This window comes from Actinacidiphila bryophytorum (genome assembly GCF_016916835.1).
Classification (GTDB): Bacteria; Actinomycetota; Actinomycetes; order Streptomycetales; family Streptomycetaceae; genus Actinacidiphila; species Actinacidiphila bryophytorum.
In genome coordinates this window covers 276,604-293,256 of the sequence record NZ_JAFFIX010000003.1, presented here as the reverse complement: position 1 = coordinate 293,256, position 16,653 = coordinate 276,604, and the positions used below count along the sequence as shown (strand labels likewise).

Here is a 16,653-nt window from a genome sequence, read left to right as displayed (position 1 = left end):
CCGGATGAGGTGAGACGTTCGGCTCCCTACAAAGCTAGAACAGCCAGGTCGTGCTGTCGCCACAATTACTCGGACTTCCTACTATCTGAGACAGACGATCACCCGTTCGCGGGCACCGCAGGCCGCGAACGGGTGATCGTCAGGAGTCGCCGCAGGTCAGCCCTGGTGCGGGTACCGGTAGTCGGTGGGCGGCACCAGGGTCTCCTTGATGGACCGGGTGGAGGTCCAGCGCTGCAGGTTCTGCGCGGCGCCCGCCTTGTCGTTCGTGCCGGACGCCCGGCCGCCGCCGAAGGGCTGCTGGCCGACGACGGCGCCGGTGGACTTGTCGTTGATGTAGAAGTTGCCGGCCGCGTCCCGCAGCCGCTCCATCACCTCGGCCGCCGCGACCCGGTCCCTGGCGATGACCGAGCCGGTCAGCGCGTAGTCGGAGACCGACTCCATCTGGGTGAGCATCGCGTCGAAGTCGGCGTCGTCGTAGACGTACACGCCCAGCACCGGGCCGAAGTACTCCTGCCGGAAGATCTCGTTGTCCGGGTCGGTGGAGACCAGCACGGTCGGGCGCACGAACCAGCCGACCGAGTCGTCGTAGGTGCCGCCGGCGACGACCTCGACGGTCGGGTCGGCCTTGGCGCGGTCGATGGCCGCCTTGTTCTTGGCGAAGGCCCGCTCGTCGATCAGGGCGCCGACGAAGTTGGACAGGTCGGTGACGTCGCCCATGGTGATGCCGTCGACCTCGGCGGCGAAGTCCTCCTTGAAGCCGGACTCCCAGATCGAGCGGGGGATGTAGGCGCGCGAGGAGGCCGAGCACTTCTGGCCCTGATACTCGAAGGAGCCGCGGGTCAGTGCCGTCTTGAGCACCGCGGGGTCGGCCGAGGGGTGGGCGACGACGAAGTCCTTGCCGCCGGTCTCGCCGACGATGCGCGGGTAGGAGCGGTAGCGCTCGATGTTCTCGCCGACCGAGCGCCACAGGTGCTGGAAGGTCCGGGTGGAGCCGGTGAAGTGGATGCCGGCCAGGTCGCGGTGCGGCAGCGCGGCCTCGGAGACGGCCAGGCCGTCGCCGGTGACCAGGTTGATCACGCCGTCGGGCAGCCCGGCCTCGCGCAGCAGCCGCATGAGCAGCACGGCCGAGTGGGTCTGGGTCGGCGACGGCTTCCACACCACGACGTTGCCCATCAGCGCGGGCGCGGTCGGCAGGTTGCCGGCGATGGCGGTGAAGTTGAACGGCGTGATCGCGTAGACGAAGCCTTCGAGCGGGCGGTGGTCGAGCCGGTTCCACACGCCGGGGGCGTTGGCGACCGGCTGCTCGGCGAGGATCTGCCGGGCGAAGTGGACGTTGAAGCGCCAGAAGTCCACCAGCTCGCAGGGGCTGTCGATCTCGGCCTGCTGCACGGTCTTGGACTGGCCGAGCATGGTGGAGGCCACCAGCGTCTCGCGCCAGGGTCCCGCCAGCAGCTCCGCCGCCCGCAGGATGATCGCGGCTCGGTCGTCGAAGGAGGTCGCGCGCCAGCCGGGGGCCGCCGCCAGGGCCGCGTCGATCGCGTCCCGCGCGTCCTGCGCGGTGGCGTTGCCGTACGTGCCGAGGACGGCGCCGTGGTTGTGCGGCTGCACGACGTCGAAGCGCTCGCCGCCGCCCATGCGCTCCTGGCCGCCGATGAACATCGGCAGCTCGACGGGGCTGCCTGCCAGCTCCTTGAGCTTGGCTTCCAGCCGGGCGCGCTCGGGGCTGCCGGGGGCGTACGTGTGCACCGGCTCGTTGACCGGAGCGGGGACCTGGGTCACGGCGTCCATGGGCGTGTCTCCTGGTGAGAGTCGGGGTGCGTCAGCGGCCGGCGGGAACGAAGGAGCGCAGGAAGAAGGCGAGGTTGGCCGGGCGCTCGGCGAGGCGCCGCATGAAGTAGCCGTACCAGTCTGCGCCGTACGGGACGTAGATCCGCATACGTTCGCCTTCGTCCGCGAGCCGCCGCTGCTCCGCGGTCCTGATGCCGTAGAGCATCTGGAACTCGTAGCTGCCGGCCGGGCGCCGGTAGCGGGCGGCGAACTCCTGGGCGATGGCGATCATGCGCGGGTCGTGCGAGCCGACCATCGGGTAGCCGTCGCCGGCGAAGAGGGTGCGCAGGGCGCGGACGTAGGCCTTGTCCACGTCCCGCTTGTTCTGGAAGGCGACCCGGGCCGGCTCCTTGTAGGCGCCCTTGACCAGCCGCACCCGCGAGCCGGCCACGGCCAGCGCGCGGGCGTCGTCCTCGGTGCGGAAGAGGTAGGACTGCAGGACCGCGCCGGTCTGCGGGTGCTCCTTGCGCAGCTCGGCCAGCACCGCGAGCGTGGAGTCGACGGTGGTGTGGTCCTCCATGTCGAGGGTGACCGTGGTGCCGATGGTGGAGGCCAGCTCCGCCACCTCGGTCACGTTCGCCAGCGCGATGTCGTGGCCGCCGTCGGGCAGCGCCTGGCCGAACGCGGACAGCTTCACCGAGACCTCGGCGCGCGGGCCGAGCCGGTCGTCGCGCAGCGTCTCCAGCAGCCGCAGGTAGGCGTCCCTGGTGGCCTGGGCCGTGGCCCGGTCGGTGACGTCCTCGCCGAGGTGGTCGAGGGTGACGTCCAGGCCGCTCGCGGTGAGCGTCCTGACCGTGTCGAGCGCCGGGTGCAGCGCGTCGCCGGCGACGAAGCGGTCGACCACCGGGCGGGTGACGGGCGCGGCGGCGACGACGCGGCGCATACGGTCGCTGCGCGAGGCGGCGAGCAACACGGGACCGAACACGGGGGGGTGTCCTTCCAGACCGGGCGGAAGAGGATTTTCGGCGAACAGGCTCCGACACCGTGAATCTAGGATTCGCCTACCCGTCGGACCATCGACACCTGTCACGCATCGCCCCGCCGTCCCTCATACAGATGTATGAGGGACAATGGCCGCGTGCGTGCTGAGTACGGGGACTACGGCGACTTCCAGGACCTGGTCGACGAGGTGTCGGCGCTGCTCGGCGCCCCCGCGACGCTGGAGGACCGGGACTTCCGGCTGATCGCCTTCGGGGTGCACGACAGCGACGACGACGCGGCCATGGACCCGGTCCGCACCCGCTCCATCCTGACCCGGCAGTCCACCGCCGAGGTGCGCGCCTGGTTCGAGCGCTTCGGCATCGCGCGGGCCACCGGCCCGGTCCGCATCCCCGCCGCCCCCGACGCGGGCGTCGTACGCGGCCGGCTGTGCCTCCCGGTGCGGCACTCCGGTTTCGTCTACGGCTACGTGTGGCTGCTGGACGAGGCCGAGCACTCCCCCGCGCAGCTGGCCTCCGCCATGGCGGTCGCCGCCAGGATCGGCGAGCGCCTCGCCGCGATGTCCCAGGCCGGCGCCGAGACCGGCCGGGCGCTGCGCGGCCTGCTGACCGCGCCCGCCAGGGCGGACCGCGACGCCGCCGAGGACGCGCTGCGGCTGGCGCTGGACCGGGACGCGGACGAGCCGCACGCGCTGGTGTGCGTGCGCGCTCCCGAGCACGGCACGCCGGGTCCGCTGCCGGGCCTGCGCACCATCCCGTCCGCCGCCGCGCTGGCCCGCCTTCCCGAGCGGCGCCGCGGCGAGCTGGTCGCGCTGCTGGTGCGGCTGCGGTCGCTGCAGGTGCTGGCCCCGGCCCGCACCGCCGCGGCCCGGCTGCTGGACGCGGTCGGCTCGCAGGGCGTGGTCGCCGGGATCAGCGCCTCCCGCGGTTCGCTGGCCGAGCTGCCGGGGGCCTGGCAGGAGGCGACCGCGGCGGCCAGGGCCGCCCATGCGCAGCCGATGCTCGGCCCGATCGCGAAGTGGTCCAACCTCGGCCCCTACCGGCTGCTGACCGCGCTCCCCCAGGACACCCCGCAGGACCCGGCGGTCGCCCCGCTGCTCACCCCGGCCCACCAGGAGCTGGCGCACACCGCCGAGGTGTTCCTGGACCACGCGGGTCAGGCCGGGCGCACCGCGACGGCGCTGGCCATCCACCGGCAGACGCTCTACTACCGGCTGTCGCGGATCGAGCAGCTCACCGGTCTGGACCTCGCCGACGGCGAGGCCCGGCTGCTGCTCCACATGGCATTGAAGGCGGCCAGGCTCTGAGCTTGCGCGTCGCGCGGCCCGACGCGAACGGCGCCGCCCCCCGTGCTTGCGGGAGGCGGCGCCGGACGGCGTACGGGGACGGGTCAGTCGGTCAGGTCGACCGCGCGGGCCGAGGTGGCGCCGATCTCGCCGGCGATGTCGGTGAGCACACCGGCCGGGATGCTGGAGTCGACGGTCAGCGCGACCAGCGCGTCGCCGCCGGCCGCGGCCCTGGCGACCTGCATGCCGGCGATGTTCACGCCGACCTCGCCGAGGATGCGGCCGATGGTGCCGACGACACCCGGGCGGTCGGTGTAGCGCAGGAAGGCCATGTGGTCGGCGAGCACCAGGTCCACGTCCTCCTCGCCGACGGCGACGACCTTCTGGACGTGCTTGGGGCCTGCCAGGGTGCCCGAGACCGACACCTCGGTGCCGTCGGCCAGGGTGCCGCGCACGGTCACCACATTGCGGTGGTTGGGCGACTCCGAGCTGGTGGTCAGCCGGACCTCGACACCGCGCTCCTGGGCGAACAGCGGCGCGTTCACGTACGACACCGTCTCGTCCACGATGTCCTCGAAGACGCCCTTGAGCGCGCTCAGTTCGAGGATCTTCACGTCGTGCTGGGTGACCTCGCCGCACACCTCGACGTCGAGCCGGGCCGCGACCTCGCCGGCCAGCGAGGTGAAGATCCGGCCCAGCTTCTCGGCAAGCGGCAGCGCGGGCTTGACGTCCTCGGCGATGACACCGCCCTGGACGTTGACCGCGTCCGGGACCAGCTCGCCGGCCAGCGCGAGGCGCACCGACTTGGCGACCGCGATACCGGCCTTCTCCTGCGCCTCGTCGGTGGACGCGCCCAGGTGCGGGGTCGCCACGACGTTGTCGAACTGGAAGAGCGGCGAGTCGGTGCAGGGCTCCTTGGCGTAGACGTCCAGGCCCGCGCCGGCCACCCGGCCCTCCTTCAGGGCAGAGGCCAGCGCCTCCTCGTCCACGATCCCGCCGCGGGCGGCGTTGACGATCCGCACCGACGGCTTGACCTTGTGCAGCGCCTCGTCGCCGATCAGGCCCAGCGTCTCGGGGGTCTTGGGCAGGTGGACGGTGATGAAGTCGGACTGCTCCAGCAGCTCGTCCAGGGTCAGCAGCTTGACGCCCATCTGGGCGGCGCGCGCGGGCTGCACGTAGGGGTCGTACGCGACGACGTTCATCCCGAAGGCCGACATGCGCTGGGCGACCAGCACGCCGATACGGCCGAGGCCCACCACGCCGAGGGTCTTCTCGCTGAGCTCGACGCCGGTGTATTTGTTGCGCTTCCACTCGCCGTTCTTGAGCGCCGAGTTCGCCGGCGCGATGTTGCGGGCGGTGGCGATGAGCAGGCCGCAGGCCAGTTCGGCTGCGGTGACGATGTTGGAGGTCGGCGCGTTGACGACCATCACGCCGGCCTTGGTGGCGGCGGCGACGTCGACGTTGTCCAGGCCGACACCGGCGCGGGCGACGACCCGCAGCTTCCCGGCCGCGGCGACGGCCTCCGCGTCGACCTTGGTGGCGCTGCGGATCAGGATGGCGTCGACGTCGGTGATCGCGGACAGCAGTTCGGCTCGGTCCGCACCGTTGCAGTGCCGGATCTCGAAGTCCGGTCCGAGCGCGTCCACCGTGGCGGGCGACAGCTCTTCTGCGATGAGTACGACAGGCTTCTGGCTCACGTGGTCCTCACTTGTCCTTCGTGGGCGGCCGGGTCCCGTTCGACCGCACAGGAGAGGCGGGAATGGCGGGCTGACGCCTGAGCTCGCGCAGTGGCCGACCGAGGTACGAGGCCGTCCGCGGAGCGAGTGAACAGGAAGACCGCCCGTCAGAGGTGGCATGCCGCGTGGAAGACGCACGACGCTGTGAGCCTGAACGCGCTTGTTAAGCGAGTGTATCGGCGGGCGGATTCCGCGCCTTCGCCGAAATGGAAGGATCACCCGGAGGGGGGCGTCGCTTCGTACAAAGTGCGTACCAGATGGCGGTCAGCACCCGTGCGAAGCGACGCACCCGGGTGGCTTACGCCTCCTCGTCGACCCAGCTCATGAGCTTGCGGAGCTTGCGGCCGGTGGTCTCCAGCAGGTGGTTCTCGTCGGCCTTCTTGTACTCGTTGTACTTCGGCAGGCCCGCGTTGTACTCGGCGATCCAGGCGTTGGCGAAGGTGCCGTCCTGGATCTCGCCCAGGATCTTCTTCATCTCGGCCTTGGTGGCGTCGGTGATGATGCGCGGCCCTGAGACGTAGTCGCCCCACTCGGCGGTCTCGGAGACCGACCAGCGCATCTTCTCCAGGCCGCCCTCGTACATCAGGTCCACGATGAGCTTGAGCTCGTGCAGGCACTCGAAGTACGCGATCTCCGGCTGGTAGCCGGCCTCGACCAGGGTCTCGAAGCCCGCCTTGACCAGCGCGGACGTACCGCCGCAGAGGACCGCCTGCTCGCCGAAGAGGTCGGTCTCCGTCTCCTCGGTGAAGGTGGTCTTGATGACGCCGGCGCGGGTGCCGCCGATGCCCTTGGCGTACGACAGCGCCAGCGCGAAGCCCTTGCCGGTGGCGTCCTGCTCGACGGCCGCGATGCACGGGACGCCGCGGCCCTCCTCGTACTGGCGGCGGACCAGGTGGCCCGGGCCCTTCGGGGCGACCATGCACACGTCGACACCGGCCGGCGGCTTGATGAAGCCGAAGCGGATGTTCAGGCCGTGGCCGAAGAACAGCGCGTCGCCGTCCTTGAGGTTGTCCTTGATGGACTCCTCGTAGACGCGGGCCTGGATCGGGTCCGGGACCAGGATCATGATGACGTCGGCCTCGGCTGCGGCCTCGGCGACCGGCAGCACCCGCAGGCCCTGCTCCTCGGCCACCTTGCGGGACTTGGAGCCCTCGTGCAGGCCGACCCGCACGTCCACGCCCGAGTCGCGCAGCGACAGCGCGTGGGCGTGGCCCTGGCTGCCGTAGCCGATGACCGCGACCTTGCGGCCCTGGATGATGGACAGGTCGGCGTCGTCGTCGTAGAACAGCTCGGCCACTTCGGGTTCTCCTTGGATCGGGTTGTGCGGCCCACCGTACGACGGGTGGGCGGATGCGGGTTTCGGGGTCTCGCCATACGGATCGCGCGCGGCGGCTTCCGCGGCAGCTATGCGGAGCGGTCCAGCGCGCGCAGCGAGCGGTCGGTGATGGAGCGGGCGCCGCGGCCGATGGCGATCGTGCCGGACTGGACCAGCTCCTTGATGCCGAACGGCTCCAGCATCTTGAGCATGGCCTCCAGCTTGTCAGCGGCGCCGGTGGCCTCGATCGTGACGGCCTCGGGCGAGACGTCCACGGTCTTGGCGCGGAAGAGCTGGACGATCTCCACGATCTGCGAGCGCGACTCGTTGTCGGCGCGCACCTTCACCAGGACGAGTTCGCGTGCGACGGCCGCCGTGGGGTCGAGTTCGACGATCTTCAGCACGTTGACCAGCTTGTTGAGCTGCTTCGTCACCTGTTCGAGCGGCAGTTCGTCGATGACGTTGACGACGATGGTGATACGGGAGATCTCCGGGTGCTCGGTGGTGCCCACGGCGAGGGAGTCGATGTTGAAGCCGCGGCGGGAGAACAGCGCGGTGATCCTGGCCAGGACGCCGGGCTTGTTCTCCACCAGGACGGAGAGCGTGTGCTTGGACATGTTCTGTGCTTCCTTCTCTCGCTCTTCCGGTCTCAGTCGGAAAGCATTTCTCGGTCTGCCTTCCTGCTCGGTCCCTCCGCGGACGGCCTCGTTCCTCGGCCGGCCGCTGCGGGACCTCGGGCGTCAGTCATCCAGGTCGTCGCTGAAGTCGGGGCGCACATCGCGCGCGGCCATGATCTCGTCGTTGGAGGTGCCGGCCGCGACCATCGGCCAGACCATCGCGTCCTCGTGGACGATGAAGTCCACCACGACCGGGCGGTCGTTGATGGCGTTCGCCTCGGCGATGACCTTGTCCAGCTCGTCGGGGGACTCGCAGCGCAGGCCGACGCAGCCCATCGCCTCGGACAGCTTGACGAAGTCCGGGACGCGCGTGCCGCGGTTCTGGATCGAGCCGACGCCCTGCGTGGAGCCGGGGCGGTGCTCGGCGCCGGCGTGCAGGACGGTGTTGGAGAACCGCTCGCCGTAGAAGAGGTTCTGCCACTGGCGGACCATGCCCAGGGCGCCGTTGTTGATGATGGCGACCTTGATCGGGATGTTGTTCAGCGCGCAGGTGACCAGTTCCTGGTTGGTCATCTGGAAGCAGCCGTCGCCGTCGATCGCCCACACCGTGGCGTCCGGCACACCGGCCTTGGCGCCCATCGCGGCGGGCACCGCGTAGCCCATGGTCCCGGCGCCGCCGGAGTTGAACCAGGTGCCGGGCTGCTCGTACTTGATGAACTGCGCGGCCCACATCTGGTGCTGGCCGACGCCCGCGGCGAACAGCGTGCCCTCCGGGGCGAGCTGGCCGATCCGCTCGATGACCTGCTGCGGCGACAGGCTGCCGTCCTTGGGGACGTCGTAGCCCAGCGGGTAGGTGTTCCGCCAGAAGTTCAGGTGGTTCCACCACTCGGAGTAGTCGCCCTTGTGGCCGGCCTCGTGGTCGGCCTGGACGGCGACGATCAGGTCGGCGAGCACCTCGCGGGCGTCACCGACGATCGGCACGTCGGCGACCCGGTTCTTGGAGATCTCGGCCGGGTCGATGTCGGCGTGCACGACCTTGGCGTTCGGCGCGAAGGTGTCCAGGCGGCCGGTGACCCGGTCGTCGAAGCGGGCGCCGAGCGCGATGATCAGGTCGGACTTTTGCAGTGCGGTGACCGCGGAGACGTCGCCGTGCATGCCGGGCATGCCGACGTGCTGCGGGTGGCTGTCGGGGAAGGCGCCGAGCGCCATCAGCGTGGTGGTGACCGGGGCGCCGGTCAGCTCCGCGAGGATGCGCAGCTCCGCGGTCGCGCGGGCCTTGACGACACCGCCGCCGACGTAGAGCACCGGGCGGCGGGCCTCGTTGATCAGCCGGGCTGCCTCGCGGATCTGCTTGGCGTGCGGCTTGGTCACCGGGCGGTAGCCGGGCAGGTCCTGCTGCGGCGGCCACGTGAAGCTCATCTGGTTCTGCAGCGCGTCCTTGGCGATGTCGACCAGGACCGGCCCCGGGCGCCCGGTGGCGGCGATGTGGAAGGCCTCCGCGATGGTGCGCGGGATGTCGGCGGCGTCCCTGACCAGGAAGTTGTGCTTGGTGATCGGCATCGTGATGCCGCAGATGTCCGCCTCCTGGAAGGCGTCGGTGCCGATGGACTTCGCGGCGACCTGGCCGGTGATGGCGACGATCGGCACCGAGTCCATGTGGGCGTCGGCGATCGGGGTGACCAGGTTGGTCGCGCCCGGCCCCGAGGTGGCCATGCACACCCCGACCTTGCCGGTGGCCTGCGCGTAGCCGGTGGCGGCGTGCCCGGCGCCCTGCTCGTGCCGCACGAGCACGTGCCGGACCTTGGCCGAGTCCATCAGCGGGTCGTACGCCGGCAGGATCGCACCGCCCGGGATGCCGAACACGGTGTCCGCGCCTACGGCCTCGAGGGAGCGGATGAGCGCCTGGGCGCCCGTCATGCGCTCGGCGGTGGCGGCGGGGACCGCGTTGCGGGTCCGCGGCTGCGGATGGTGGGACCCGGTGGCCTGCTCGGTCATCTGCGTTCTCTTCTCTCGAAGATGAGGGTGGTGAGGTTTTCGCCCGGTTGCCGGACGGGTGCCGGACGGTGCCGGGCAACAAAAAACCCCTCGTGCCGTGAGGCAAGCGAGGGGAGCGCGCCGGTGCGTGTGCGAGGCGGTGGAGTGGCCTCGGTCAGCCGACGCGCTTTCCAAGTACGAGAATTCGGGTGCGCATGGGCTCGACCTTCCTCCGGGTCCCCTCCGGGTGTCAAGCGGGTGGGACACGCGTCTCACTATGTGATCGGCAGGCGGGCAGTTGCACGGTACGGGAAGCGACCTGCTCACCGGGGCTTCCGCCCAGGCCAGAGGCCCTGGGCGGGGTCTCCGGGGGTACGGCCCTGCCGCCGCCGTGCAGCAGCTCCGCGCGGGCGGGATCACCCGGTACGGGGTACTCGCCGCGGGTCAGCGAGCCGCGCAGCCGGTGCTCGTCCAGCAGTCCGGAGAACGCCATGCCCTGGCCCTGGCCGCAGCCCATCTCGCGCAGCGCGTGCACCTGCTCGGGACGGTCCACGCCGTCGGCGACGGTGCGCACCCCGAGGTCGGCGGCGATCCGCAGCAGGCCGCGGGTGATCTTGTGCAGCCGGGTGGACTCGACGACGCCCTCCACGAAGCCCCGGTCCAGCTTGAGCGCGTCCAGGGGCAGGGTGCGCAGGGCACTCAGCGCGGCATGCCCGGTGCCGAAACCGCCCAGCGAGATCCGCACCCCGACCTTGCGCAGCTCGGTCAGCCGCCGCTCCAGCTCGTCCATCGCGATCCGCGGGTCGCCGCCGGTCAGCTCGACCACCAGGCCGCCGGGCGGCAGCTCGTGCCGCTCCAGCAGGCCCTCCACGGCGCCGGCCGGCAGGTCGCGGTGCAGCAGCCGGTGGGCGGACAGCTTCACCGTCACCGGGACCCGATGCCCTGCCCCGTAGCGCAGCGCCGCCATGGCGACCGCCTGCTCCAGCTGCCAGCGGCCCAGCTCCGAGGTGCGCTCGACGTCCTCGGCGGCCCGCAGGAACTCGGCGGGGGTGAAGAGGATGCCCTGCGCCGAGCGCCAGCGGGCCTGCGCCTCGACACCGGCGATCCGGCCGCAGGACAACTCCACCACCGGCTGGTGCAGCAGCGTGAACTCGCCGTCGTGCAGCGCCTGGTGCAGCCGGGTGGCCAGCTCTGTGCGCCGGACCGCGTCGGCCTGCAACTGCGGTGCGTACAGCTCCACGCGGCCCTTGCCCGCCTGTTTCGCGCGGTACATGGCCAGGTCGGCATTGCGCATCAGCTCGCCCGCCGAGCTGCCCGGCTCGGCGAAGGCGATGCCGATGCTGGCGCCGACCCGCACCACACCGCCGTCCACCCGGTAGGGCTCGCACAGCGCGGCCCGCAGCCGCTCCGCGATCTCCCTGACCTGGTGCTCAAGGGCGCCGCAGACCAGCACCGCGAACTCGTCGCCGCCGAGCCTGGCCGCGGTGTCGCCGCCGCGCAGCGCGTCCTGGAGGCGGCGGGCGGCCTGCATGAGCAGGTGGTCGCCCGCCTGGTGGCCGACGGAGTCGTTGACCGCCTTGAAGCCGTCGAGGTCGACGTAGAGCACCGCCGCCCGCCCGTCGCCGGCCCGCCGGCCGCCGAGCGCCCTGCCGACCCGGTCGAGGAAGAGCAGCCTGTTGGGCAGGTCGGTGAGCGGGTCGTGCGAGGCGTTGTGCTGCAACTGGGCCTGCAGGCGCACCCGTTCCGTCACGTCGCGGCTGTTGAAGATCAGTCCGCCCTGGTAGCGGTTGACGCTGGACTCGACATTGAGCCAGCCGTCCTCGCCGTGCGGACCGCCGCGCCGCCCCGACCTGATGCGGCACTCGATCCTGGTGGCCGGCTCGTCGCCCGGGGGCGCCGCCAGGAAGCGGCGCACCTCGTGGACGACCCGGCCGAGGTCGTCGGGGTGGATGTGCGCGGACAGCTCGGTGCCGATCAGCTCCTCGGGGTCGCGCCCGTAGACGCCGACCGAGGCGGGGCTGACGTACCGCAGCACACCGGTGGGGGCGGCGATCATGATGACATCGCTCGACCCCTGGACCAGGGAGCGGAAGTGGTTCTCCTTCTGGGCCAGTTCCTGGGTCAGTGCGATGTTGTCGAGCAGCATGATGCCCTGCCGGACGACCAGCGCGAGGACCACGGTGCTTCCGGTGAGCAGCACGACCTTGTCGCACTTGTCGCCGGTGATCACGTCGTAGAGGATGCCCAGGGTGCAGACCGCGGCGGCCAGGTACGGCGTCAGCGCGGACAGCGACCCGGTGACCCTGCGCGTGGTGGTGCCCGGGCGCAGCAGCGGCTGCTCGCGGCGGCCGACCCAGGGCGCGTACGCCATGAGCATGCTGCCGGCGAACCAGCCGGCGTCCAGGATCTGCCCCGAGCGGTAGTGCTCGCGCAGCAGCGGCGAGGTGAACAGCGCGTCGCACAGCACGGTCAGCGCGAGCGCGGCCAGTGCGGTGTTGACCGCGGCGCGGTTGGCGGGCGAGCGCCGGAAGTGCAGTGCGAGGACCATGCTGACCAGCACGATGTCCAGCAGCGGGTAGGCCAGCGACAGTGCGACCTTGGCGGTGCTGGGGCCGTCGAAGCGGGCCGTGCGGGCCAGCGCAAGGCTCCACGACAAGGTCAGCAGCGACCCGCCGATCAGCCAGGTGTCCAGGCCCAGGCACACCCAGCCGGCCTTGGTCACCGGCCGCTTGGCCAGCACCAGCAGGCCGATCACGGCGGGCGGCGCGAAGAGCAGGAAGCAGAAGTCGGCGGGCGAGGTCTGCGGCACCGGGCGGTGCAGCACGACCTCGTACCACCCCCAGATGCCGTTGCCGAGCGCGACCATGGTGGAGGACGCGGCGAACAGCAGCCAGGCGGCCCGGTGCCCGGCGGCCCTGCGCGCGTAGAGCAGCATCGAGACCGCGGCGGCGGCCGCCGCGGCCGACAGCCCGAAGTCCCCCATGAAGTCGGCGACGTCGGCGGCGCCCCAGCCCAGCACGGCTCCGGTGGTGTAGCCGCCGCACAGCAGGGCGAGGACCAGCTGCGGCAGCAGCCCGGCGCCGCCTTCCCGCGCCGGCGGCCCGCCGAGCACCGCCCCTGTGGAGGTCACCGCGCTGTCCCGTACCGCGGGGCCGGCCGGCAGCCGGCGTGCTGCCGGTGCCCGGTCGCCGGCCGGTCGGGTCGTGCGGTGCGCTGGGTGCTGCTGCCCGGGAACGGCCTCGGTACGTGCATCGCCCGTCGCCCCCCTTACTCGCTCGTCGTTCTCGTCGCAGTCGTCGGCTCCGGCACTGCGACGCGCCCCCGGTTCCGGACGATACACCAGATCCGTCACTCAGCGATAGGTGCCCTCTACTGAGCGTAACCGTATGGGGGTTGCCGGACACCCGGCGGAGTCACCCGGTGCCGGCGGGACCAGGCTGTCGGGGGGGGTGCCGGGGTCAGCCGGTCACCAGGACGACGTTGGCCAGCTCCTCCCCCCGCGCGAACCTGACCAGCTGGGACCGGACCAGGCGCTTGGCGCGCGGCAGGAAGGCGGACGTGCTGCCCCCCACGTGCGGGCTGATCAGCACGCCCGGCGCGTGCCACAGGGGGTGCCCGGGCGGCAGCGGTTCGGGGTCGGTGACATCCAGTGCCGCCGTCAGCCGCCCCGACTCGGTCTCGACCAGCAGCGCCTTGGTGTCCACCACGGCGCCGCGCGCGACGTTCACCAGCAGCGCGCCGTCCTTCATCGCGGCCAGGAAGTCGGCTCCCGCCAGCCCCCTGGTCTGCTCGGTCAGCGGGGTGGTCAGCACCACGACGTCCGCGGCCGGCAGCAGTCCCGGCAGGTCGTCCAGCGCGTGCACCGGGCCGCGCGGGGCGTCCCGTGCGGTACGCGCCACCCGGTCCACCTCGCACTCGAAGGCCGCGAGCCGGTCCTCGACCGCGGCTCCTATCGAGCCGTAGCCGACGATCAGCACCCGGCGGTCGGCCAGTGCCGGGTAGAATCCGGCGTACCACTTCTCGGTGTCCTGGCCGCGGACGAAGCGCGGGATGCCGCGCAACGAGGCCAGGATCAGGGCGAGCGTCAGCTCCGCGGTGCTCGCCTCGTGCACCCCGCGGGCGTTGCAAAGGCGCACACCCGGCGCAAGGTGGTGGAGATGGGGCGCGATGTGGTCCACACCGGCGCTCAGGGTCTGGACGGCGCGCACCCGGGTCATGTGCGGCAGCGGAAGTGCGCCGGCGGTCGGCCCCTTCATGTAGGGCACGACGTAGAAGTCGGCGGCTTCGGGATCGGCGGGGAAGTCTCCGGTGCCGTCCCAGTACACGTAGTCGAACGCGGCGGGCAGTCCGTCGATCTCCTCGGGCGGCAGGGACAGCCACACCTGCGGGCGGCGGCCGCCCGCAGCGGGGTCCTGGGTCATGTCGGTCATGGTCAGGAGGCTATGGCACAGTGTTGCGTCTCAGGGAGGTCGGCACGGTGGAGCGCAGGGCGGTCGGCGCGGCAGCGCTGGCAGTGGGGGCGGTCGGGCTCGGCTGCATGCCCATGAGCTGGGCGTACGCGGCGTCCCGGCAGGACGGCGAACAGTCGCTGCGGGCCGTGCACAGCGCGCTCGACCACGGCACCACACTGCTGGACACCGCGGACATGTACGGCCCCTTCACCAACGAGCTGCTGCTCGGGCGGGTGTTGAAGGAACGGCGGCAGGACGCCTTCGTCGCCACCAAGGTCGGACTGCTCGCCGGGGAGCAGCACATCGTCGCGAACGGCCGCCCCTCCTACGTCCGACGCGCCTGCGACGCGTCCCTGCGCCGCCTGCAGACCGACACCATCGACCTCTACCAGCTGCACCGCGTCGACCCCGAGGTCCCCGTCGAGGAGACCTGGGGCGCCATGGCGGAACTCGTCACCGCGGGCAAGGTCCGCGCCCTCGGCCTGTGCGCCGTCGGCGCCCGCGGCCACCGCCGCGGCGGCGCCGCGCTCCACGACGAGACACTGCGCCAGCTCGCCCGCGCCCAGCAGGTCTTCCCCGTCAGCTCCGTCCAGGCCGAGCTGTCGGTGTGGGCCGCGGAAGCACTCGACGACCTGCTGCCGTGGTGCACGGCGCACGGCGTCGGCTTCCTGGCCGCCATGCCGCTCGGCAACGGCTTCCTCACCGGGACCCTCACCCCCGGCCAGGGCTTCGAACCGGACGACCTGCGCGCCAGGCACCCGCGCTTCACCGCCGAGATGATGGCCGCGAACCAGCCGATCGTCGCGGGGCTGCGGCGGGTCGGCCGCCGCCACGAGGCCACCCCCGCGCAGGTCGCCCTCGCCTGGGCGCTCGCCCAGGGGCCGGCCGTCGTACCCGTCCCCGGCACCCGGACCGCCCGGTGGGCCGTGGAGAACACCCGCGCCCCCGAGCTGGCCCTGACCCCCGGCGACCTCGCGGAGATCGCCGCCCTCCCCCCGGCCCGCGGCTCCTGGGACTGACCCGTCCGCCGGGACAAGCCGCGGCTCCGGCTGCGGGAGGCGGCGAGGGTGTGATGTGCTGGGTCAGGCAAAGGACGGTGGCGACGGTGCGAGGTCCAGCGGTGGGTTCTGGGAAGGCGGTCGCGGCGGCCGCGGCCACGGCATTGGCCGCGGCACTGCTGGCCGGGTGCAGCGACGGCAAACCGCTCGGGGCGCACACGCCCACCACCCCCGCGCGCACCTCCGGCGCCCCCGCGGCCCCCAGCTCCGCCGCACCCGCCACCACCGCGACCCCGTCGGCCACCCCGGCCCCCGCCAAGGGCAGCGCCGAGGTGACCGCCACCCTCGCCACCGGGCTCGCCTCGCCCTGGGGCGTCGTGCAGCTCGCCGACGGCACACTGCTCGTCGCCTCCCGCGACACCGGGAAGATCACCCGGGTCGACCCGGCCAAGAAGACGTCCACCGCCGTCGGCACCGTCCCCGGGGTGGCCCACACCCAGGGCGGCGAGAACGGCCTGCTCGGCCTCGCCGTCTCCGCCGACTTCGGCACCGACCACCTGCTCTACGCCTACTTCAGCACCGAGTCCGACAACCGCATCGCCCGCATGGTCTTCGACCCCACCCGCTCCCCCGGCGACCAGCTCGGGGCGCCGGACACGATCCTGCGGGACATCCCCACGGGTTCCATCCACAACGGCGGGCGGATCGCCTTCGGCCCCGACGGCATGCTCTACGCCGGAACCGGCGAGACCGGGCAGCGCGGGCTCGCGCAGGACATGTCCTCGCTCGGCGGCAAGATCCTGCGCATGACGCCCGACGGGCAGGTGCCCAAGGACAACCCGGTCTCCGGGTCCCTCGTCTACTCACCCGGCCACCGCAACGTCCAAGGGCTCGCGTGGGACGCGCAGGGGAGGCTCTGGGCCTCCGAGTTCGGCCAGGACACGTGGGACGAGCTCAATCTCATCGAGCCGGGCAAGAACTACGGCTGGCCGGTGGTGGAAGGCATCGCGCATCGCGCCGGGTATGTCGACCCGGTCGCGCAGTGGCACACCGACGAGGCCTCCCCCAGCGGTATCGCCTACGCGGCGGGCTCCATCTGGATGGCCGCCCTCAAGGGCGAGCGCCTCTGGCGCATCCCGCTGAACGGCCCCAGGGCCACGGCGGCGCCGCAGGCGTTTCTCACCGGCACCTACGGCCGGCTGCGGACGGTTGTCGCGGTCGACGACCACACGATCCTGGTGACGACCAGCAACACGGACGGCCGGGGCAAGCCCCACCCGTCCGACGACCGCATCCTCCAACTCACCGTGAGTTGACCCCGCCCCCCAGGTGATTGCCACTTGCCGTGGCGCCGCATCTTCCCCCCGGGTGGGGGCTGAGCGCGCAGTTCCCCGCGCCCCTGAAAAACGCTCACCCTCCGCCCGAGAGGGCACCCCTCAGGGGCGCGGGGAACTGCGCGACAAGCCACAACGCACCGCAACGTGCAAGTGCGCCGCAAGGGCCAATCACGT

At 72.0% G+C, this 16,653-nt stretch carries 11 protein-coding genes; 3 read left to right on the top strand and 8 right to left on the bottom strand.

What is annotated here, in order from left to right:
* Nucleotides 1–156: 156 nt before the first annotated feature.
* Together pruA and JT723_RS06425 are read right to left on the bottom strand one after the other, a co-directional pair.
* Nucleotides 157–1,788, bottom strand: a complete 1,632-nt coding sequence (gene pruA / locus JT723_RS06430) for an L-glutamate gamma-semialdehyde dehydrogenase (RefSeq protein ID WP_205043494.1) — start codon at nucleotides 1,786–1,788, stop codon at nucleotides 157–159.
* A gap of 31 nt (nucleotides 1,789–1,819) precedes the next feature.
* The gene (locus JT723_RS06425) at nucleotides 1,820–2,752 is read right to left on the bottom strand and encodes a proline dehydrogenase family protein (protein ID WP_205043493.1); all 933 of its coding nucleotides are present in this window, start codon (nucleotides 2,750–2,752) and stop codon (nucleotides 1,820–1,822) included.
* A 135-nt stretch (nucleotides 2,753–2,887) separates the two neighbouring features.
* On the opposite strand from JT723_RS06425, the gene JT723_RS06420 reads away from it, so the two are divergent.
* Nucleotides 2,888–4,072, top strand: a complete 1,185-nt coding sequence (locus tag JT723_RS06420) for a PucR family transcriptional regulator (protein WP_205043492.1) — start codon at nucleotides 2,888–2,890, stop codon at nucleotides 4,070–4,072.
* A gap of 83 nt (nucleotides 4,073–4,155) precedes the next feature.
* Here the strand turns inward: JT723_RS06420 and serA are convergent, their stop codons facing one another.
* From serA to JT723_RS06390, 6 genes are all read right to left on the bottom strand, one after another.
* Entirely contained in the window at nucleotides 4,156–5,748 is a 1,593-nt protein-coding gene (serA, locus tag JT723_RS06415; RefSeq protein WP_205043491.1) for a phosphoglycerate dehydrogenase, read from the bottom strand.
* 337 nt (nucleotides 5,749–6,085) lie between these two features.
* Nucleotides 6,086–7,084: a ketol-acid reductoisomerase gene (ilvC, locus tag JT723_RS06410; protein WP_205043490.1), complete on the bottom strand. Its 999-nt coding sequence runs from the start codon at nucleotides 7,082–7,084 to the stop codon at nucleotides 6,086–6,088.
* 107 nt (nucleotides 7,085–7,191) lie between these two features.
* A complete protein-coding gene (ilvN, locus tag JT723_RS06405) occupies nucleotides 7,192–7,719 on the bottom strand; it encodes an acetolactate synthase small subunit (RefSeq protein ID WP_205043489.1) in 528 nt (175 codons plus the stop codon).
* A 123-nt stretch (nucleotides 7,720–7,842) separates the two neighbouring features.
* Nucleotides 7,843–9,714, bottom strand: coding sequence for an acetolactate synthase large subunit (locus tag JT723_RS06400; RefSeq protein WP_205043488.1), 1,872 nt, complete (start codon nucleotides 9,712–9,714; stop codon nucleotides 7,843–7,845).
* Between the two features lie 229 nt (nucleotides 9,715–9,943).
* Nucleotides 9,944–12,823, bottom strand: a complete 2,880-nt coding sequence (locus tag JT723_RS06395) for a putative bifunctional diguanylate cyclase/phosphodiesterase (RefSeq protein WP_205043487.1) — start codon at nucleotides 12,821–12,823, stop codon at nucleotides 9,944–9,946.
* Between the two features lie 328 nt (nucleotides 12,824–13,151).
* Nucleotides 13,152–14,123: a 2-hydroxyacid dehydrogenase gene (locus JT723_RS06390; RefSeq protein WP_205043486.1), complete on the bottom strand. Its 972-nt coding sequence runs from the start codon at nucleotides 14,121–14,123 to the stop codon at nucleotides 13,152–13,154.
* Nucleotides 14,124–14,170: 47 nt separating this feature from the next.
* Between JT723_RS06390 and JT723_RS06385 the strand changes: the two genes are divergently transcribed.
* Together JT723_RS06385 and JT723_RS06380 are read left to right on the top strand one after the other, a co-directional pair.
* A complete protein-coding gene (locus tag JT723_RS06385) occupies nucleotides 14,171–15,163 on the top strand; it encodes an aldo/keto reductase (protein WP_205043644.1) in 993 nt (330 codons plus the stop codon).
* Between the two features lie 53 nt (nucleotides 15,164–15,216).
* Nucleotides 15,217–16,458, top strand: a complete 1,242-nt coding sequence (locus tag JT723_RS06380) for a PQQ-dependent sugar dehydrogenase (protein ID WP_205043485.1) — start codon at nucleotides 15,217–15,219, stop codon at nucleotides 16,456–16,458.
* Nucleotides 16,459–16,653 lie beyond the last annotated feature (195 nt).